Source organism: Amycolatopsis nigrescens CSC17Ta-90 (assembly GCF_000384315.1).
Taxonomy (GTDB): Bacteria; Actinomycetota; Actinomycetes; order Mycobacteriales; family Pseudonocardiaceae; genus Amycolatopsis; species Amycolatopsis nigrescens.
On record NZ_ARVW01000001.1, the window covers coordinates 8,765,026 to 8,784,534 of the forward strand.

The window sequence follows — 19,509 nt, forward strand, 5'->3', positions numbered from 1 at the left end:
GTCGTTCGCTCAGTACTCGAAGAGCTCCTTGTTGTGTGCCACGCGCGGGGGCCACGGGTTGTGATACCGGGCACACTCCTCGATGGGATGTCCGTGGAACAATCCATAGTTGACGTGGTCGGGCGGGAACTCTTCGGTGGAGATGTAGTCGAGGATCAGATACGGCCAGACCTCCGCATCGACCTCGTCGAAGGATTCGTGCACCGTCCGCGGATCACTGGTGACGTCGGTGGGCACGAGGACGTCGGTGTGATAGACGGCGGAGTAGCGGGTCGGGTCGAAGTTGTCCGGAATGTAGTGCGGTCGCTTGCGTTCAGGCACCTCGCGGTGGCCGTCGACGCGCTCGTTGTGCCAACTCGCGCTGGGCACGTGCGGGCACCCGATGCCGCCGTTGCCGATCGACCGGAACGCCGTCTCGCGGACGAAGTCGGTCGCGGCCTCGAGCGAGTCGTGCAGCCCCCGTTTGGTCAGCGAGTTGGCGTAGTGACCCGGTGAGTTCATCGAGAACATCAGCCCACCGGGCAGGCGCCGATCGTGGTTGACCGTGCGGTGAGCGCCGGAGTAGAAGATGTTGCAGCCGGCCTTGAACACGGTCAGCACCCCGTCGGAACGGCGCAACGGGACCGCTTCGGTGTAGATCACGTCCTGCTCGATGGGCGCGTGTTCGACCAGGTAGAGATTCGACAGCTCAACGCATACGTCGACCAGTTCCCTTCCTGGGCGGGCGTAGGTCAGGTGCCGACTGTTGACCATGATCAGGAATCCGCTGCTCTCGCCGCGTTCGGCGCGGTCTTTCCACTCGCGGCGCTCTTGCTGGATCTTCGCCGCGACGTGATCCCGTCCCGCGTCAAGGTCGTCTTCGCCGATCCAGCACACGTTGGCGCCGAGTCCCTTGGGTCCGTCGGATCCCTGCATCGCCAGGCGCCCGAACAGGCACGGTTGCTTCTGACTGAGCCACTTGAACAGCGCGGCACGTTTGTCCATTTCGGACACATCGGGCGCCAGCAGCGTCTCGTTCGCCAGCGAGATGTCGTCGCCGAGATCGACATCCGGGCTCATTTGCGGCAGCTGAGCGATCACCTCTCGTAAGGACCTTGTGGCCACCGGCGCTTCTCGTTCGCCGGCCAACGTTGCCATCAGACTTGTCATGGTGAATCCATCCTCTCGTCGCCTCGGTGCTCCATCGGCAGACCCGAGCCCTGCATCAGGGGAATACATCACCCAACGGACACCATAGTGAGAAATACGTCACCCGCTGACGTTGATACGGCAGGCAATTTCTCAGCAATACCGCCAGTAGAGTGGCGTACCGTCGGTGAACAGGCCGGTATCGGAAACGATGCGCCCAAGGCGAATTCGGTGCCATAGCAAGGAAAACTCAGGTAACAAGGGGTGAGCGCTCGCTCTCCGTGGCCAAGACACTTGACATGGTCCGGCATGCTGGAGGCATCGTCTTTAGCCGATTTCAAGCAGGATGCGGAGGAGCTTCACCATGATCGCCGAAACCACCTCGCAGAAAGCTCAGGCTTACTACGAGCAGGCCGAAGCCTTGTATGTAAGCCTGTATGGACCGAACTTCCACCACGGCTACTGGCCGTCTCCCGACGACGGCACGACCTACGAGCAAGCGCTGGAAAATCTGACCGACCAGATCATCAACCGGGTCGGGGCGGGCGCGCGGGACCGGGTGCTCGACGTCGGCTGTGGTATCGGCGGACCGGCGATCCGACTCGCCCGCACAACGGGGGCGCAGGTGGTCGGTATCTCGAACGTCGCCACGCAGATCGAGCAAGCCACCGCCAGCGCAAGCGCTGAGAACATGGCCGAACAGGTCAGCTTCGAGCAGGCCGACGCACTGGGGTTGCCGTTCCCCGACGAGTCATTCGACGCGGCCATCGCCATCGAATCGTTGATCCACATGGACCGCGACCCGGCCTTGCGTGAAGTCGCCCGCGTCCTTCGCCCCGGTGGCGTCTTCACCGCCGCCGACTTCTGCCTCAACGCCCCCGTCACCCCCGCGCGCCAACAGGTGCTCGACCGATACCGCGATCTTGATACGCTCAGCTCGTTCCACCTGTTCGACGATTTCCCGCCGATGCTCCGCCGCGCCGGCTTGGAGCCCCTCGAACTCCTCGACGCCAGCAGCCACGTCGAGAAGTCCGTCAAAATGTGGTGGGAGCGAACCGAAGCCGACCTCGAGAACCTGACGAACCAATACGGCGAGCAGGAACTGTCGGACTTCATCGGCCTTTTCGACGACGTCATCACCCACGGCGGACCCGAATATTTGTTCTTCACCGCCCGCAAGCCCACCAGTCCGCGCCCACCGCAGAACCGACCATGACACCGATCAAGGAGTGGAGCCTGACGGTGTGACTGCGCACGCGCCGTCCGCTCCCGGCTCGCTTGAGCTAGTGCGCCGGTTCGTGAACACCCGCGACTTCGAAGCCGGCACCGGCCGGCGAGCGTCACCGCAGGCACTGACTGACTGGCTGCGTCACGAGTCACTGCTGCCAGGCACGGCATCGGCTTCGGCAGAGGACTTGGAGTCCGCCGTGCGGCTGCAGGAGTCATTGCGGAAAGCAATAGCAGCCAACCACAACGGTGCACCGACGCCGCCGCACGCAAGAAAGGTGATCAACGCCGCCGCTGAACACGCGCAGCTAACGGTCGAACTCGACGAGGACGGCGGCTGGTCGCTGACACCCCACGCAACCGGGATCGCGGCCGCCTTGGGCAGCATCGTCTCCGAGGTGGTCCGTGCGATGGCGACCAAGGAGTGGAGCAGGCTCAAGGTGTGCGTGAACGACACGTGCCAGCAAGCCTTCTATGATCACTCCCGCAGCCGGTCGGGTCGCTGGTGTTCGATGCAGACCTGCGGCAATCAGTCCAAGCAGAAGACCTGGCGCAGCCGCCGCTCGCCAGGCAAAGAAAGCTACCACGACAAATACGGAAAACCGGTCCGCGGAAATAGCCCCCAGTGAATTGCTCGCCGACAATGCGATATACAGTAAAAGGGGAACAGGCCCGTCGCGCCATGCGGAGGATTGATGATTCAGCACGCCATCGTGGCGGGCGGCGGTATCGCCGGCCACGCCGCGGCGCTCGCACTGTCGCGGGCCGGGATCGCGGTCACCGTGCTCGAACAGCGCCCAGCCGGCGAAGGCACGGGCTCGTTCCTGCGGCTCAACCCCAACGGCCTCGACGCACTGGCCGCACTCGGTGTGCTCGAACCGGTGACCGCCACCTCGTTCCCGGTGCGCCAGCTCGAGCGGCGGTCGCTGGACGGCGAGGTCCTGCTGCAGCGCGCGCTCACCGACCCGTTGCCCGATCGCGGCCTCGTCGCCCGGTTCACCACCTGGGCCAACCTGTCCGGTGCCCTGCGCGACGAAGCCGTCCGCAGGGGAGCCACCGTCCGCCACGGTGCTCGCGTCACCGGCGCCGAGGTCACCGGCGACGGCGTGCGGGCACTGCTCGCGGACGGCGGCCACCTCGAAGGCGACCTGCTGATCGGCGCCGACGGCACCCGGTCCACCCTCCGCGGCGTGGTCGACCCGGCCGCGCCAGAACCGGAGTATCGCGGCTCCCACACCGTCTACGGGTACACCCCCGGCCCGGTCGCGGGCGCCCTCCCCGCGCCGGCCCAGCTGCGGAGCTACCTCGGCCCGGCGCACTGGCTGGCCCACCTCGACGACCCGGACACCGGTGAGATCTGGTGGTTCACCAACGTCAAGACCGCCGAACCGCTGCCCGATCCCGGTCCCAGCACCGACGACTGGCGCACCGAGCTGCTCCAGCACTGGAGCGATGGCGACGCCCCGGCGGCCATCATCTCCGCGGCCACCCGGATCCGGGCCGCGGACGACAAGGCGCTCGCGCACCTCCCCCGCTGGCACACCGACCGGCTCGTGCTGATCGGCGACGCCGCGCACACCGCGCCGCCGGCGACCGAGCAGGGTGCCTCGATGGCCATCGAGGACGCCGCGGTGCTTGGCCAGTGCCTGCGCGACCTCGACCTGCCCCGCGCACTGGACCGGTTCGAGCGGGAACGCCGCGAGCGGGTCGAGACGATCATCGCGCTGGCCACCGGCCGCCGCACCGCGACCGAAGGTCCCGAGTGGAGCTACCGCCACCACATCGAATGGGACAGCAAGATCACCTAGTGTGCTCGCCCGAGTGCTGCCCGAACCTCGCGCGGACGGCGATTCCGGCGCAGACGATCACCGCGACGCCGCCGAGGATCGTCGGCCAGTCAAGCCGTTCGCGCAGGAACAGCGCCGCCCAACAGATGCCAAGCACGGGCTGGAAGAGCTGGACCTGGCTGACCCGCACCATCGGTCCGATCGCCAGTCCGCGGTACCAGGCGAAGAATCCGAGGAACATGCTCACCACGGCCAGGTAGCCGAACGCGGCCCACTCGACCGGGGTGCCGCTCGGCGGCTGCCGGACCATCGAAACACCGGTGAGCACCATCATCAGCGGTGCGGCGAGCACGAGCGCCCAGGACACCGTCTGCCAGGCACCGAGTTCGCGGGCCAGCAGCCCGCCTTCCGCGTAGCCGATCGCGGCCGCGAGCACGGCGCCGAACAGCAGCAGGTCGGACCAGTGCAGTCCGCTGAGCCCGCCGCCCTGCAACGCGGCGAACCCCACGGCGGCGACCGCGCCCACGGCCGCCATGACCCAGAACGACCTCGGCGGTCGCTCGTGCCCGCGGAGCACGGCTGTCACCGCGGTCGCGGCGGGCAGCAGGGCGATCACCACGGCACCGTGGCTGGCCGGCGCGGTGGTGAGGGCGAAGGACGTCAGCACTGGGAAGCCCACCACCACGCCACCGGCGACGATCGCCAACCGGCCCCACTGGACGCCGTGGGGCAGCCGCTGCTTGGTGATCACCAGTGCCGCGGCCGCGAGCAGCGCGGCGACGACCGCACGGCCGGAGCCGATGAAAAGCGGTGACATCCCACCGCTTTCGACGGCGACGCGGGTGAACGGGACGGTGAAGGAGAACGCCGCGACCCCGAGCAGCCCCCACCAGAGACCGGCACGGGAGTGGGATAGCACTGGCGGCTTGGGGATAGTAGCGCTACTATGTTCCGACATGTTTGACGATAGCAGCTCGCGGATTGTGGCGGGGCTTCGCGAGTGGATCGCGGGCGCTCCACCGGGTGCGCGACTCCCATCGACGCGGGCGCTGGTGGCCCGGTACGAGGCGAGCCCGGTCACCGTGCAGAAGGCGCTGCGGACGTTGACCGCGCAGGGCATGGTGGAGAGCCGGCCAGGGGTGGGCACGTTCGTGCGCGCGGTCCGGGTCGCCCGCCCGCACGACTACGGCTGGCAGACGGCGGCGCTCGGCGCGTCGAACCATCGGATTCCGCGGCTGCCGGCGGCCTTGCAGCCCGTCCCGAACGACGTGATCGCGCTGCACTCGGGGTATCCCGACCGGGAGCTGCTGCCGGAACGCCTTGTCCGCGCGGCATTCGGCAGGGCGGCTCGCACCGGGGCGCTGATGGGCAGGCCCCCGCCGGCGGGGCTGCCGGAGCTGCAGTCCTGGTTCGCGGCGGAACTGGCGTCGGCTACCCCCGCCGGAGTCACCCCGACCGCCGCCCGTGACGTGGTGATCATCCCGGGCAGCCAGTGCGGGCTGAGCACCGCTTTCCGCGCTCTCGTCGGGGCCGGCCGGCCGCTGCTGATGGAGTCGCCGACCTACTGGGGTGCGATTCTGGCCGCGGCACAGGTCGGCGTGCAGGTCATCCCGGTGCCCAGCGGGTTCGACGGTCCCGACCCCGACGCGCTGGCGCGCGCGTTCGAGCAGTCCGGGGCGCGTGCCTTCTACGCCCAGCCGAGCTTCGCCGGCCCGACCGGGGCGCTGTGGACGCCGGAGCTGGCCGAGCGGGTCCTGGACACGGTCCGGCGGCACGGCGCGTTCCTGATCGAAGACGACTCGGCGCACGACTTCGGCATGACCGCGGACCCGCGCCCGGTGGCCGCTCAGGACGACGGCGGGCACGTGGTCTACCTCCGCTCGCTGAGCAAAAGCGTCTCGCCCGCCGTCCGGGTCGCCGGCCTGATCGTCCGCGGCCCGGCGCGCGAACGGATCCTCGCGGACGCGCAGGCGGAGTCCATGTACGTCAGCGGTGTCCTGCAAGCGGTCGCGCTCGACGTGGTCAGCCAGCCTGCCTGGGGAACCCACCTGCGCCGGCTCCGCCACCAGCTCAAGGTCCGCCGGGACCTGCTCCTCGCGAGCCTCCGCGAGCACGCACCCGGCGCGCAGCCCGAAGCCGTGCCGCGGGGCGGGCTGAATCTCTGGGTTCGGCTGCCGGACGCCACGGACCTCGGCCGGGTCGTGCGGGAGTGCAAGTCGGCCGGCGTCATCATCGGCGCGGGGGACGAGTGGTTTCCGGCGGAGCCGACCGGGCAGTTCGTCCGGCTCGTCTACGCGGGCCCCGATCCCGGGTCCTTTCCGGAGGGAGCCCGCGTGATCGGCAAGGCACTCGCGAAGGACAACCAGTCCTGACACCAATCGGAGGAACGAACGTGCGGTACAGCTCGACCCGTGGCGTCTCTCGCCGCACCCTGCTCGGGATGACGGCGCTGCTGCCGCTGGCCGGCTGCGCGAAGGGCGAAGCTCCCGCTTCCCCTCCCACCGCCGCCCCGCCTGCCCCTGTGCCGAACGAGCACCACGATCAGCTGGTCGAGTTGGAGCGAAAGTTCGGCGCACGCCTTGGCGTCTACGCCTTGGCCACCGGCACCGGCGCGGCTCTCGCCTACCGGGCGGACGAACGATTCGCGTTCTGCTCGACGTTCAAGGGACTGGCGGCGGCCGCGGTGCTGCGGCGCAACCCACCGTCGCATCTGGACACGGTCGTCACCTACACCGAAGACGATCTGCTGAAGTCCGCCGTCATCACCAGGCAGCACGTGGCCACCGGGATGACGATCCGTCAGCTGTGCGACGCCGCGGTCCGCTACAGCGACGGCACGGCGGGCAACCTCCTGCTCCGCGACCTCGGCGGGCCGGCCGAACTCACCACGTACGTGCGCGGCCTCGGCGACGCGGTCACCAGGATGGACCGGATCGAGCCGGCGATCACCGAAGCCACCCCGGGCGACCCCCGCGACACCAGCTCTCCACGGGCGCTCGGCAGCACGTACCGCGAAATCGTGCTGGCGGACGCGCTACCCGCCGAGCAGCGGGCCTTCCTCCGCGACCTGCTGGAACGCAACACCACCGGCGCCCAGCGCATCCGGGCCGGCGTGCCGCGAGAATGGACCGTGGCGGACAAGACCGGGACCGGCGACTACGGCACGGCCAACGACATCGCCGTGGTGTGGCCGCCGAACGCCGCACCACTGGTCATCGCGATCATGTCCAGCAAGGCCGCCAAGGACGCCGAATACGACCAGACCCTCATCGCCGAAGCCGCCGCCTACGTGGTGACCGCTCTCGCGTGACGATCGGCCGCCTGTGACCGCGGTCACCGACGGTGGGGCGATCGTGTTCCGGTGAGTAGTTTCGATCCGGTGACCACCATGATCGCCGGAAACAGACGCACGGTGATCGGCGTGTTACTCGCACTGGTGCTCGCGGTGGTCGTCCTGGGATTGCTGGGCGCGACCGGCAGGGCGACCTTCGCCTACGAACGCGCCGCCGGGCAGGCGGCGGCGATTCTCGACGAAGTTCCGGGGCCGGAGACCGGGCCGGCCTGCCCGCTCGACAAGCGGTATGTGGACGAGCCACCCGAGGGCCTGCGCCCGGACGTGCTGGACGCCTGGCATCGGCTGCGGACCGCGGCGGGGCAACAGGGGGTCCGGTTGTGCGTGCAGGACAGCAAGCGGAGCCTCGGCCAGCAGCAGCGGGAGTTCACCGACGCCGTGCGCCGGTTCGGCACCGCGGAACTGGCCGCGAAGTACGTCCTGCCGCCGGAGAAGTCCATGCACGTCAAGGGAATCGCGGTGGACGTGCAGCCGCTCGCCTCGGCGGCCTGGGTGGAACGCAACGGGCAGGCGCTCGGCTGGTGCCGCCGTTATCAGAACGAGGAATGGCACTTCGAGTACGACCCCGGCTACGCGACCGCCGGCTGCCCGGCGTTGCTGCCCAGCGCCACCGGAAGCTGAATCGGCGGAATACCGGCCGTTAATCGAATGAATTACTTTAACGTACATCGCCAGCACCTCGCTCGTCTTTGCCATTTCGATGTTCGCCGCTCCTCCGCTACATGCTCAACGAATATCGAGCGCGGGTGATCGACACGAAATACGGGGGTGGCGGCAATTCGACGTGGTGGTACTTCGACTGGATGCCGACCGCGCGCCATGCCAGCCTGCTCTTCATTTCCGGATCGCTACCGGCCGTCTACACCGGCGGTTCCGACCAAGGCGGCAACTTCACCCTCACCAGGTACCGGTTCCGCTGATGCGCCGGCGACCGCGTCGAACGGCCGAATAGGGTGGCGGCATGGCCGGGACGAACCGACGACCCACTCCCCCAGCCGGTGCTGCCGGCTATGCCCCCATGGTCACCGACGAGCAGGCCGAGCGTATCCGCCAGTGGCACGAGAAGGCTTACCGCGCACGGAAAACCGCAACCGGCGGCGGCCAGACGATCGACTATCTCGGCCGGAAGCTGGTGATTCCGCCGGAGGTCATGCCGATCACGCCAGTGTCCCACCTCCTCGGCGGGGCGGTGCTGGCCGAGGTCCGCGAGCACGACCGCGTGCTCGACATGGGCACCGGAAGCGGGGTCAACGCCATCCTGGCGGCCTCGCGGGCCACCGACGTCCTTGCCGTCGATCTCAATCCCGATGCCGTCGAGGCGGCGCGGCGCAACGTCGAACGCAACGGGGTGGCGGACCGGGTCGAGGTCCGCCACAGCGACGTGTTCAGCGCGGTCGGCGGCGAGTTCGACCTGATCGTCTTCGACCCGCCCTTCCGCTGGTTCGCCCCTCGGGACCGGACCGAAACCGCCACCACCGACGAGAACTACCGTGCGATGACCGAGTTCTTCCGCACCGCGAGGCGGCATTTAACCCCGGCCGGCCGGATGCTGATCTTCTTCGGCACGTCGGGCGATCTGGCCTACCTGAAGCACCTCGCCGACGAGGCGGGCTTCCGGCGGGAGGTCGTCGCCAGGCACCAGCAGGACAACGACGGCTGGCCGGTCCGCTACTTCACGTTCCGGATGACCCCGTCAGCACCGCCGGGCTGACCCGGAAAAGCAGTACCATCGGCTCATGGCCGGCCAGGAGAACACGCGGACGGTATTGGACGACGTGCTGCCGGAGTGGCACCGCCGCGAACGGCACCGGCTGGCGGTGGACGCCCCCGCGCCCGCGGTCATCCAGGCCGCCAGGGACCTGACCTGGGGTGAGGTGCCGACCTTCCGCCGGATCATGGCGGCCGTCTCGCTGGGGCGGGTGAAGTTCCCGGCCGACGCGGCGGTGCTGGACCTGTTCCTGGGAAACGGGTTCGAGGTGCTGCACCACTCCGACAGCGAACTGGTGATCGGCGGGATCGAACGCGTTTCGCGCGGTGAAGCGGTGGTTGCGCTGGGCAGCGATCCGGTGGGCGCCTTCCGCGCGTTCGACCGGCCACGGCACATCCTGCTCGGTTTCGACTTCCGCTTCGCCGACGGCGTCCTCACCACCGAGACGCGGGTCCGGGCCACCGACGCGCGGACCCGCAAGCTGTTCGGCGTCTACTGGTTCGTCATCCGGGCTGGCAGCGGCTTCATCCGGCACATCTGGCTGCGCGGTATCCGGCGGCGGGTGGCGTCAGGCTCGCCGGGCCGTCCGGCCGAGGATCCGGCCGAACACTGAGCGAAGCGCACGCTCCGGGTCGGCGTCGAGGTTCGCCGTGCGCCAGCCGACGAAACCGTCCGGGCGGACCAGTACCGCACCATCCGGTGCGAGCCCGGAATCCTCCGTGAGACGGTGCGCTCGCACCCGAACACCGAACTCGGCGCCGACGGTGCCCGCGGCGGAAAGCCACGGCGTACCCGGTAGGCCGGTGAAGACGGTCCAGTCCGAGCCGGCCAGATCGAGGGTGGACACGCCCGATTCCACCCAGTGGTGCGGAAAACGGCGGCCTGGCTCGGCGTGGTCGTCGAGTACGTCTTCGCGATCCGGCTCCGCATCGGCGAGCACCGCGCCGGAACGGTACTGGTAGCACATCATCCCCCGGAGGTAGTCGACCGCGATCGCGTCGTACAGGTCGTCCGGATCCGAAGGCTGATCCCGGTAGCCCTCGTACATGCGGCGGGACAGGGTGAGGGAAGCCTGGGCCGCCGCACGACGCTCGGCTTCGTAGCTGTCCAGCAGCGACGGCGCGGCCTGTCCGTTGAGCACCGCGGCGAGCTTCCAGGCAAGGTTGTGCCCGTCCTGGATCCCGGTGTTCATGCCGAGCCCGCCCGCGGAACTCTGCACGTGGGCCGCGTCACCGGCCAGGAACACCCGGCCCACCCGGAACGCCGACGCGATCCCCAGCGCGGCCTCCCAGGCGTTGACCGCGTGCAGTTCGACCGGCACCGTGTCGTCCCCGATCGCCGCGTGCAGGAGTTCGACGGCCTTCTCGGCGGACAGGTCGGTCAGCTCGTCCGGCTTGCCGGGGTAGTCCATGATGTGCGAGGACCATTGGTCGCCGCCGTTCTTCGAAAAGAGGGTGGCGTAGACCTTTTCGTTGCGCACGAAGCAGAGATGGGTTTCCCATTGGGCCAGTGTGTCGCCGAGATCGGCGCGGAAGAACGCCGTGTTCAGCCGGGCCACCACCCGACGGTCGGGCACCGTGATGCCCAGCCGCTGCCGTACCCCGCTGCCGGCACCGTCGGCGCCGATCAGGTAGTCCGCGGTGATCTCCCGTTCCGCACCCGTATCGGTGTCCGCCACCCTGGCGCGCACCCCGGCCTCGTCGGCGGTGAAGTCGAGCAGCCGGGTCCCGAAGCGCACGGTCCCGCCGTCCCGGGACAACCGCCGCAGCGCCACCTGCTGCAGCTCCCGCTGGGTGAGGTTCTGACGGGCGTCGGCCGGGCTGCAGGTTTCCAGCCGCCGGGAATACGCGGGCGGCAGCCCGCTGTGCCGGAGCTGGGTGCCCAGCGCGCTGTCCTTGAACACCGTCCGCATCGGCGGCCCGCCACGCCAGCCCACCTCGTCGAGCGCCGGGCCCAGCCCCATCGCGCGGAACAGTTCCAGGGTGCGCAGGCTGACACTCGCCCGGGGAGGAGCCAGCGTCGGATCGCGCTTGTCGACGACCAGCGCGGGCACGCCCCACCGCGCGAGGAAAACCGCCGTAGACAGGCCCACCGGCCCCGCCCCGACCACCAGCACCGGCACGTGCTCTTCCGTCATGACACCCCCACGTTCGCCGAAGTACGTCGGAGACCACCGTGCACGCTCAAGCCCACTTGAGCGCAAGCTGGAACCATGAGCGATGAGCGTTACTCCATCAGCCAGGTGGCGCGCCGCTTCGGCGTACGGGTGTCCACTTTGCGCTACTACGACGAACTGGGGCTGCTGACACCGGCCGGGCGACGGGGCAATGTGCGGTTCTACGGCCGTGCGGAACTCGCCCGGCTGGCACTGATCCGGCGGCTGCACCACGGTGGCCTGGTCAGCCTGGCCGACACCACCGCACTGCTCGACGACACTGCCGCGGCTGAGCGACCCGACGGACGCGATGTCCTGACCGCGTCCGTCGACGCGATCAAAAGACAGGTCGAAGAACTCACCGCCGCCCAGCGGTTGCTCGAACACCTGCTGACCTGCCCGCGAGCCGATCCGATCCGGGACTGCCCCTACCTGCGCGCCGAACTCGACCAGGCCGTCGACACGGCCATGGCCGAGCGGGATCAACGCGACTACCAGGGCAGTGGCAGCTCCGCGACCAGTTCCTCCGGAGCGGACAGCCGCCATGCCTCGTAGACCAGCTCGGCGAGTTCGTCGGCCTCGACCCCGTCCAGCTGGACGACCACCCAGCCGAACCCGCCGGCGGTGAACTGCTCCTCGAAGACCTCCGGCCGTTCGGACACCAGCGCCTGCTGTTCGGTCAGCGTCTGCTTCAGGCCGACGGTCTGGGTTCGCGGCCAGTAGTAGCCGAATCGCTTACCGCGCACGCTGAACGACGTGTACTCACTACGCTCCGCGCGCTCGACCTCGGCCAGCGCGTCCAGCACGCGGTCGAACTCGGCACTTCGCACACCCATCCCGGCTCCCCAAGGTCAGAGGCCGCAGTCTATCGCCGTGCCGGGCGGTTGAGTCGTTCGGCGGCATAACGCGGGCCGGACGGTCCGTCTTATGCCGTCCAAGGTTGGTTACGAATTGGACTGGACCAATGTAGGTTGTGAAACTCGCCTCAATTCTGGAGGTTCGTAGTGTCACCGAAATCAAAGAGATCCAGATCCCTGTTCACTTCCGGCGCGGTAACCACCCTGCTGACCGCGCTGCTGGTCGCCGTAACCCCGGGTTCGCCGAGCGCACAGGCGGACAACTGCCGGCCCGACGGACTCGCCCCGACCGCGGGCACGGCGGTGCCCTACTGCACCGTCTACGACGCGGCGGGCCGGGAAAAGATCGCGCACGGCAGCAGCCGGCGGACCATCGGCTACTTCACCGGCTGGCGCACCGGCAAGGACGGCACGCCCGCCTACCTGGCCAGTGACATCCCGTGGCAGAAGGTAACCCACATCAACTACGCCTTCGCGCACATCGGCACGGACAACCGGGTTTCGGTCGGCCCGGACGGGCCGGGCAACGCGGCCACCGGCATGGAATGGCCCGGGGTGCCCGGCGCCGAGATGGACCCGGCCTATCCCTACAAGGGACATTTCAACCTGCTGAACAAGTACAAGAAGCAGAACCCCGGAGTGCGCACGCTGATCTCGATCGGCGGCTGGGCGGAGTCCGGCGGCATCCTCAACCCGGACGGCACCCGCAACGCGTCCGGCGGCTTCTACAAGACCGCGCAGAGCCAGCAGTCGATCGACGCCTTCGCCGACTCGACGGTGAACTTCCTGCGCCAGTACGGGTTCGACGGAGCGGACATCGACTACGAGTACGCGACTTCGATGAAGTACGCCGGCAACCCGGACGACTTCTGGATCTCGGATCCGAATCGCGCCACCCTGATGAAGAACTACGTCGCGCTGATGAAGACGTTGCGCGCGAAGCTGGACGCGGCCAGTGCCGCGGACGGCAAGCACTACATGCTCACCGCCGCCGTCTCCGCTTCGGGCTGGATCCTGCGTGGCGCGGAGACCTACCAGGTGACCCAGTACCTGGACTACGCCAACATCATGACCTACGACCTGCACGGGGCGTGGAACCAGTACGTCGGGCCGAACGCCGCGCTCTACGACAACGGCAAGGACGCCGAGCTCGCCTTCTGGGACGTCTACACCACCCCGCAATATGAAGGTGTAGGCCATCTCAACACGGACTGGGCCTATCACTACTTCCGCGGGGCGATGCCGGCCGGCCGGATCAACATCGGCGTGCCGTTCTACACCCGCGGCTGGCAGGGCGTCAGCGGCGGGACGCAGGGCCAGTGGGGCACCGCGCCACTACCGGACCAGGCGCAGTGCCCGCCGGGCACCGGTGGCCACGTCGGTTCCAAGATCCCGTGCGGCAACGGCGCGATCGGCATCGACAACCTCTGGCACGACGTCACCGCGGGCGGCGCGGAGGTGCCGTCAGGGGTGAACCCGATGTGGCACGCCAAGAACCTGGAAACCGGCGTGCAGGGCGACTACCTGGAGGCGTACGGCCTCGACCCGAAGAACGACCCGGCCGACCGGCTCACCGGCACCTACGCCCGCAACTACGACAGCACGCTGGGCTCGTCCTGGCTGTGGAACGACCAGAAGAAGGTCTATCTGTCCTCAGAGGACGAAGCGGCGATCGACGCGAAGGCGAAGTACGTCGCGGACAAGGGCATCGGCGGCATCATGCTGTGGGAGCTGGCCGGCGACTACAAGCTGGACCCGGTGACCAAGCAGTACGGCATGGGCAGCACCCTGGTCGACAAGATCACCAGCCGGTTCGCCGGCGCCGCCCCCTACGGCGCCACGAAGTCGAACACGCCGATGCCGACCGATGTGCTCGACGTCGGCGTCGAAGCACGCGGGTTCGCACTGGGTGACGCCAACTACCCGATCAACCCCAAGCTGGCGATCACGAACCGCTCCACCACGGCCATCCCTGGTGGCGCGCAGGTCGAGTTCGACTACGGCACCAGCGCCCCCGGCAGCATGGCCGACCAGTCCGGCTGGGGCCTGCGCGTCACGCAGAAGGGCCATACCGGGCCGAACATCGGCGGGCTGAAGGGCGACTTCCAGCACGTCGCGTTCACGCTGCCGAGCTGGCAGTCCATTCCGGCGGGCAGCACGGTGGAGGTGACCGTGCGGTACTACCTGCCGATCGCCACCCCGTCGAACTTCAAGTTCACCTTCGGCGGCAAGAGTTACGCGATCTCGCACGACAGCCCACGCGGCTGAGTCTGCCCACCACACACTGCTGCCCCGCCCGAATCGGACGGGGCAGCAGTGCTTTGCCGGGAGAAAGACCGCCCTGCCGGTCAGCCCCGGCCCTGCGGAGGCGCGGACGGGGTGCCTCGTCCCAGCCCACCGGCCAGTGCGCGGGCCAGCGTGCCGTCGTCCTCCGCCAGGTTCCAGGCGAACGCGCCGCCAAGACCCTTGGCCTTGATGTACTCGGTCTTCTTGCCGATGGCCCACGGGTCGTCGAAGGACCAGAACTGCTTACCGTCATAGCCCCAGGTCGCGATCGCGGCCTCGTCGTGGAACACCTGGGATGAGGTGAACTTGGACTTCAGCTTGCGGTAGCCGCTGACCCCTGGCTCCTCCGGGAAGTCGCCCGGCGCGGCACCGGTGGCGGCCTGGAAGAGCCCGTTCTGCCCGCCGTTGGTGACCCCGTCCCAGCCGCGGCCGTAGAACGGGATGCCGGCCAGAATCTTGGCCGGCGGCACCCCGGCGTCGGTGTAGATCTTCACCGCCTGCTCCACGCTGAACTGGCTGGCGGGCGGGTTCGGGTCGTTCGGGGCCATGTTGATGTTGGCCTGGTGCGCGGTCCGGTTCGGCTCCCACGAGGAACCGTGGAAGTCGTAGCCCTGCACGTTCGCGAAGTCCAGGTACTGGAAGATCTTGTCCAGCTCCAGGCCGTTCTGGATCTTCACCGGGTCGGCCGCGGTGAAGGCGGTGATCAGGCCGCCCTGCTTCGCCGCGTCGAGCTGGGTGCGGAACTCCTTCAGCAGCAGGGTGAAGTTCTGCTTGTCGTTGGGGTCGACGTGGTTGCCCTCCAGGCCGCCACCGCCGGGGTACTCCCAGTCGAGGTCGAAGCCGTCGAAGATGTTCGCCGCGCTGCCGGGGCCGCCGGCCGGTTTGCCGGTACCCCAGTCGTCCCTGGACGGCACGTTGCCCTTGATGAACATGTCCACGCAGGAGGACACGAACTTCTTGCGGGCCGCGTCCGTCTTGGCCACGTCCGCGAAGTACTTGGAGAACGACCAGCCGCCGAGGGAGATCAGCACCTTCAGGCCGGGGTGCTTGGCCTTGAGCTTGCGCAGCTGGTTGAAGTTGCCGCGCAGCTTGCCGGCGGGATCGTCGGCGACCCCGTCCACCGACTGGGCGCCGGTGATCACCCGCTGGTAGTCGGCATGCGCGTCGCCGGCGTTGTCCTTCGGGTAGTCCGGGTCACCGGGGTTGCCGACCGCGGAGGTGCTCTGGAAACAGGTGTGGTCGGTGGCGTGGATGTTGGCGAACGCGTAGTTCAGCACGGTCAGCCCGTTCGCCGCGCCGCTGCGCTCGATGTCGCCGAGGTAGACGTTCCGGCCGTACACCGCCCACTGCGGGTAGTAGTTCACCACGTGGTAATTGGCCTGCGGCGGGGCCGCGGGGTGGTCGGCGGTGGCGGGCGGGGCGAGCAGCAGGCCACCCGCCAGCGCGGACACCGCGATGACGGGAATGACCACTTTTCGGCTGGATCGCCGGTGAATCCTGCGATACATGGGGGCTTCCGATCTCCGGGGTTGGGGGACGGCCGGCAGGGGGTTGTCTAGACCACCGGCCTCAGCCCATCTTCGCGCGCGACCGCCGCCGGACACCCATCCCGAAAACCTCTTACCCCGTGTTATGCCTCCACCCCGGTCAACGGCGGGGAGCAGGTTCGTCACACTGCCGGAATCCGCTGGCCGAGGCGTCGCAGTGCGTCACGGGCGGCGGTGGACCAATGCGGCGCACCGGCCTTGTCCGCGATCGCCAGCGCCTCCCGGTAATGTCCCGCCGCTCGATCCCGCCGGCCGAGCGCGGCGGACAGCTCGCCGAGGTAGTGCGCGACCGGGCCCAGAGTCAGCAGCCCGCTGCCGGCCCCGGCGAGTTCTCCGGCCGCGGGAAGCAACTGGGCGTAAAGAGGTGCCATCCGCTGCCGGTCCCCCGCCCGCACCGCCGACTCGGCGTGCAGGCAGGTGCGGACTTCGAAGAGCAGGTCGCGGGGCGAGTCCGGAATGTCGCGCACGGCGGTGAGCGCCTGCTCGCGGTCGCCACTGGCGAACAGGACCAGCGGACGGGCCCAGCGCTCGTACCGCCCCCAGCCGTCGTCGGGCAGGTCCGGGACACCGAGGCAGAGCAGGGCGAGCGGCAGGATCCCGTCCTCCACACCGGGCATCCCGGTGCCCCGGAGCCGGTCGGCGGCCGCGCGGTAGGCGGCTCGCGCCTCCGCCGGCCGGCCGGTCACCGCGAGTCGCAGCGCCGCGTACCAGCCGGTGAACACGCCGACGAGAGGGAGCTCGTAGCGCTCGGCGAGCAGGTCGGCCGCGGCGGCGTGCCGGTCGGCGGTGGCGAGATCGGCGAGCGCGGCACCGGACTGGACGAGGATCAGGTGCCCGAGCACTTCGAACGGGATCAGTCCGTCGTGCCGGGCGGCCAGGTCGAGCAGTTCCGCACCGATCGCGGCCCGTTGCGGTGCGAGCCCGGCCCGGTGGAAGGTCTGCAAGAAACGGCCGTTGAGCGCGAATGCCAGCAGGGTGGGATCGCCGAGCGCGCGGGCGATCGTCTCGGCCTCCCGCGCCGCCTGCGCACCCCGTTGACCGCGGTCGCCACGCCGTTCCATCGCGACGGTGACCAGCAGGCCGGCGCGTTCGGTCTCGCGGTCGCCCGGCAGCACGGTCAGGGTGCGCTCGGCGGCGGCCACCAGGCTGGCGGACAGCGCCTCGTCGTCGTTGGCCGTCCAGTTCGCGGGCACCTGGAAGGAGCCGATCACCCCGGCGGTCAGCACCGGGTCGCCCAGCGCCTCGGCCGCGGTGACCGCGTCCGCGCGGTGGCGCCGCGCCCCGGCGAGGTCACCGGTCACCGCCAGCGCCCGGACCATGCCCATCACCGCCTCCAGCCGGGCACGGGCATCCCCGCCTTCCGTGCGATCCAGCGCCTCGACCGTCCCCCGCCACAGGCGCACCGCCTCGTGCGGCGCCGGTCGCCGCTCCGCCCGCTCGGCAGCCGCACGCGCGTAGTGCGCGGCCATGGCCGCGGTGGCCCGGTCTTCCGCGCGCAGGAAGTGGTGCGCGATCGCCTCCACGTCATCGGGCCGGACCCGTTCGACGATCTCCGCCGCCGCGGCGTGCCACCGGGCCCGGCGGACGCGCGTGATGTCGTCGTAGAGCGTTTCGCGCACCAGCGCGTGCGCGAAACGCAGGCGATCGGCGTCCCGCTCGACCAGGAAACCGGACAGCAGAGCCAAGTCGACGGTGTCCAGGACCAGGTTCTCGTCCCCGGCGAGCGGGATCAGCACGTCGAGGTCGACCTCGTGGCCGAGAACCGCAGCCTGGCGCAGGTGGGTCCGCGCCGCCTCGGGGAGGCCGGTGAGGCGATGCCGGATGACGTCGCGGACACCGGCCGGCACCGCGCTCAGTCCCGCGTCGCCCTCGGTCTCCCAGAGCCGGGTGAGCTCGCGGACGAAGAACGGGTTGCCCGCACTGCGCGCGTGGATCACCTGCGCGGCACCCGGCGCCGGCTCGCGGTGAGCGGTGGCGAGGACCAGCTCCCGGACTTCCGGCTCGGTCAGCCCACCGAGGTAGACCCGGACCGGCTCGGCACGGGCCGCCCGGCCGAGCGCCCCGGCCAGCCCGGCGGAGATCTCGGTGGAACGGTAGGTGCCGACGATCAGCACCGGCCCGGCCGCTGGATCGGCGGCCAGCGCGGTGACCAGCGCGAGGGTCTCCTCATCCGCCCAGTGCAGGTCGTCGAAGACCAGCAGCACCGGCTTCGCACCGGAGACCGTGCCCAGGTAGGAGCCGATCGCGCGGTGCCGGCGGAACCGCGCCTCGACCGGATCGCCCGGATCGCCCGGATCACCGTCCTGGGTGCCGGTGGGCGGCGGGTCGTGTCCGGTATGGGCGAGCGCGTCGCGCAACTGCGTCCACGGCCATGCCGCCGGCGCGCCGGGGAGTTCGGGGCTGGTCCCCCAGGCGGTGATCCAGCCGGTCGCCGCCAGCCGCCGGGTCAGGGCCGTGGTCAGCGCGGTCTTGCCCGCCCCGGCGGCTCCGGACACCAGCGCGAGCCGGGGCCGTCCCGCCAACTTGGCGGACGCGGCCGCTTCCGCCAGCGCGGCCAGTTCGCCGACGCGACCGACGAAGAGCTGCTGGACCGGCCCCTTGTCCTGCACGGGGTCCGGCGAGCGCCGGGCGGGCGGACCGGCGAGGTGCGGTGCCTGGGCGAGCATGTCCGCCTCCAGCCGCCGCAGGTGCTGGCCGGGGTCCACGCCGAGCTCGGTCCGCAGCACCTCCCTGGCCCGGCGGAGCGCGGCCAGCGCGTCACCCTGACGTCCCGACTGGTAGAGCGCCGTGGCCAGCAGGCGCCAGTCGTCTTCGCGCAGCGGGTGCGCGGCGACCTGTGCCTGCAACTCGGGCACCGTTTCCCCGGCCAGCCCCAAGGCCAGCGCCGCTTCGGCACGACGTCGGACGGCCAGCAGGCGCAGCTCGTCGAGCCTGGCGATCTCGCCGCGTGCCCAGTCCTGCTCGGCGAACTCCACGTACGCGGGTCCCCGCCAGAGCCCCAGCGCCTCGTCCAGCAAGACCCGGGCTTCCTCGGCGCGGTCGTCGGCCAGCAACCGGCCGGACTCGGTGACGGCGGCCTCGAAGCGCCGGGCGTCCACGTTCTCGGGCCCGGTTCGCAGCGCGTAGCCCGCTCCCACCGTGACCAGCAGCCGGGCGGGCGTCCTGGCCGGACGATCCGGCTCGAGGGCCTTCCGCAGCGCGCCGACGAAGGTCTGGACCGCGCCTGACGCGCCGCCCGGCGCCTCTTCCCAGAGGTCGTCGATCAGCCGGGTGACCGGCACCACCCCGCCCCCGGCGATCAGCAGCCTGGCCAGCACGGCCCGGTGCTTGAAGCCCTTGAGGTCGACCGGCCCGTGCTCGTTCGCGGCTTCCAGCGGGCCGAGCACGCGGAAACCCAGCACCGGCTCGGACACGCCGACAACCTATCCGGCCCGCTGAGTCGCCGCTGAGCACGGGCTGATC

General features: G+C 69.7%; 17 protein-coding genes. 11 read left to right on the forward strand and 6 right to left on the reverse strand.

Annotation, left to right across the window (positions count from 1 at the left end; genetic code table 11):
- Nucleotides 1–9: 9 nt before the first annotated feature.
- Nucleotides 10–1,149 (reverse strand): hypothetical protein, encoded by a 1,140-nt coding sequence (locus AMYNI_RS0141540; protein WP_040406267.1) that lies wholly within the window; start codon nt 1,147–1,149, stop codon nt 10–12.
- A gap of 343 nt (nt 1,150–1,492) precedes the next feature.
- Here AMYNI_RS0141540 and AMYNI_RS46765 point away from each other — a divergent pair, with 343 nt between their 5' ends.
- From AMYNI_RS46765 to AMYNI_RS46775, 3 genes are all read left to right on the forward strand, one after another.
- The gene (locus tag AMYNI_RS46765) at nt 1,493–2,344 is read left to right on the forward strand and encodes a methyltransferase domain-containing protein (protein WP_020674061.1); all 852 of its coding nucleotides are present in this window, start codon (nt 1,493–1,495) and stop codon (nt 2,342–2,344) included.
- Between the two features lie 28 nt (nt 2,345–2,372).
- On the forward strand, nt 2,373–2,984 hold the full coding sequence (locus AMYNI_RS46770) for a CGNR zinc finger domain-containing protein (protein ID WP_157357731.1): 612 nt from the start codon (nt 2,373–2,375) through the stop codon (nt 2,982–2,984).
- A 66-nt stretch (nt 2,985–3,050) separates the two neighbouring features.
- Nucleotides 3,051–4,163, forward strand: a complete 1,113-nt coding sequence (locus AMYNI_RS46775) for an FAD-dependent oxidoreductase (protein WP_020674063.1) — start codon at nt 3,051–3,053, stop codon at nt 4,161–4,163.
- Here the strand turns inward: AMYNI_RS46775 and AMYNI_RS0141560 are convergent.
- Nucleotides 4,156–5,061 carry a DMT family transporter gene (locus AMYNI_RS0141560; protein ID WP_020674064.1) on the reverse strand — a complete coding sequence of 302 codons (906 nt, stop codon included), beginning with the start codon at nt 5,059–5,061 and terminating at the stop codon, nt 4,156–4,158. The two genes, AMYNI_RS46775 and AMYNI_RS0141560, sit on opposite strands and share 8 nt — an antisense overlap.
- Nucleotides 5,062–5,098: 37 nt before the next feature.
- On the opposite strand from AMYNI_RS0141560, the gene AMYNI_RS0141565 reads away from it, so the two are divergent.
- The 6 genes from AMYNI_RS0141565 (at nt 5,099) to AMYNI_RS0141590 (ending at nt 9,815) form a co-directional block, all read left to right on the forward strand.
- Nucleotides 5,099–6,514, forward strand: a complete 1,416-nt coding sequence (locus AMYNI_RS0141565) for an aminotransferase-like domain-containing protein (protein ID WP_026361581.1) — start codon at nt 5,099–5,101, stop codon at nt 6,512–6,514.
- Nucleotides 6,515–6,582: 68 nt separating this feature from the next.
- Nucleotides 6,583–7,452 carry a class A beta-lactamase gene (gene bla, locus AMYNI_RS0141570; RefSeq protein ID WP_051116641.1) on the forward strand — a complete coding sequence of 290 codons (870 nt, stop codon included), beginning with the start codon at nt 6,583–6,585 and terminating at the stop codon, nt 7,450–7,452.
- Nucleotides 7,453–7,503: 51 nt separating this feature from the next.
- The gene (locus AMYNI_RS0141575) at nt 7,504–8,115 is read left to right on the forward strand and encodes a D-alanyl-D-alanine carboxypeptidase family protein (protein ID WP_020674067.1); all 612 of its coding nucleotides are present in this window, start codon (nt 7,504–7,506) and stop codon (nt 8,113–8,115) included.
- Between the two features lie 125 nt (nt 8,116–8,240).
- On the forward strand, nt 8,241–8,414 hold the full coding sequence (locus AMYNI_RS49490; protein WP_020674068.1) for a hypothetical protein: 174 nt from the start codon (nt 8,241–8,243) through the stop codon (nt 8,412–8,414).
- A 41-nt stretch (nt 8,415–8,455) separates the two neighbouring features.
- Nucleotides 8,456–9,205: a methyltransferase gene (locus AMYNI_RS0141585; RefSeq protein ID WP_026361583.1), complete on the forward strand. Its 750-nt coding sequence runs from the start codon at nt 8,456–8,458 to the stop codon at nt 9,203–9,205.
- 25 nt (nt 9,206–9,230) lie between these two features.
- Complete coding sequence (locus AMYNI_RS0141590; RefSeq protein ID WP_020674070.1) at nt 9,231–9,815, forward strand: hypothetical protein; 585 nt, start codon at nt 9,231–9,233, stop codon at nt 9,813–9,815.
- Here the strand turns inward: AMYNI_RS0141590 and AMYNI_RS0141595 are convergent.
- Complete coding sequence (locus AMYNI_RS0141595; protein WP_020674071.1) at nt 9,771–11,339, reverse strand: FAD-dependent monooxygenase; 1,569 nt, start codon at nt 11,337–11,339, stop codon at nt 9,771–9,773. The genes AMYNI_RS0141590 and AMYNI_RS0141595 overlap by 45 nt on opposite strands.
- Nucleotides 11,340–11,414: 75 nt before the next feature.
- Between AMYNI_RS0141595 and AMYNI_RS0141600 the strand changes: the two genes are divergently transcribed.
- A complete protein-coding gene (locus tag AMYNI_RS0141600; RefSeq protein WP_020674072.1) occupies nt 11,415–11,912 on the forward strand; it encodes a MerR family transcriptional regulator in 498 nt (165 codons plus the stop codon).
- Here AMYNI_RS0141600 and AMYNI_RS0141605 read toward each other — a convergent pair.
- Entirely contained in the window at nt 11,849–12,193 is a 345-nt protein-coding gene (locus tag AMYNI_RS0141605; RefSeq protein WP_020674073.1) for an MmcQ/YjbR family DNA-binding protein, read from the reverse strand. The two genes, AMYNI_RS0141600 and AMYNI_RS0141605, sit on opposite strands and share 64 nt — an antisense overlap.
- A gap of 168 nt (nt 12,194–12,361) precedes the next feature.
- Between AMYNI_RS0141605 and AMYNI_RS0141610 the strand changes: the two genes are divergently transcribed.
- Nucleotides 12,362–14,482 (forward strand): chitinase C-terminal domain-containing protein, encoded by a 2,121-nt coding sequence (locus tag AMYNI_RS0141610; RefSeq protein ID WP_020674074.1) that lies wholly within the window; start codon nt 12,362–12,364, stop codon nt 14,480–14,482.
- Between the two features lie 80 nt (nt 14,483–14,562).
- On the opposite strand, the gene AMYNI_RS46780 is transcribed toward AMYNI_RS0141610, so the two are convergent.
- Together AMYNI_RS46780 and AMYNI_RS0141620 are read right to left on the reverse strand one after the other, a co-directional pair.
- Complete coding sequence (locus AMYNI_RS46780) at nt 14,563–15,972, reverse strand: glycoside hydrolase family 18 protein (RefSeq protein ID WP_020674075.1); 1,410 nt, start codon at nt 15,970–15,972, stop codon at nt 14,563–14,565.
- 197 nt (nt 15,973–16,169) lie between these two features.
- Complete coding sequence (locus AMYNI_RS0141620) at nt 16,170–19,460, reverse strand: ATP-binding protein (protein WP_020674076.1); 3,291 nt, start codon at nt 19,458–19,460, stop codon at nt 16,170–16,172.
- Nucleotides 19,461–19,509: the final 49 nt, after the last annotated feature.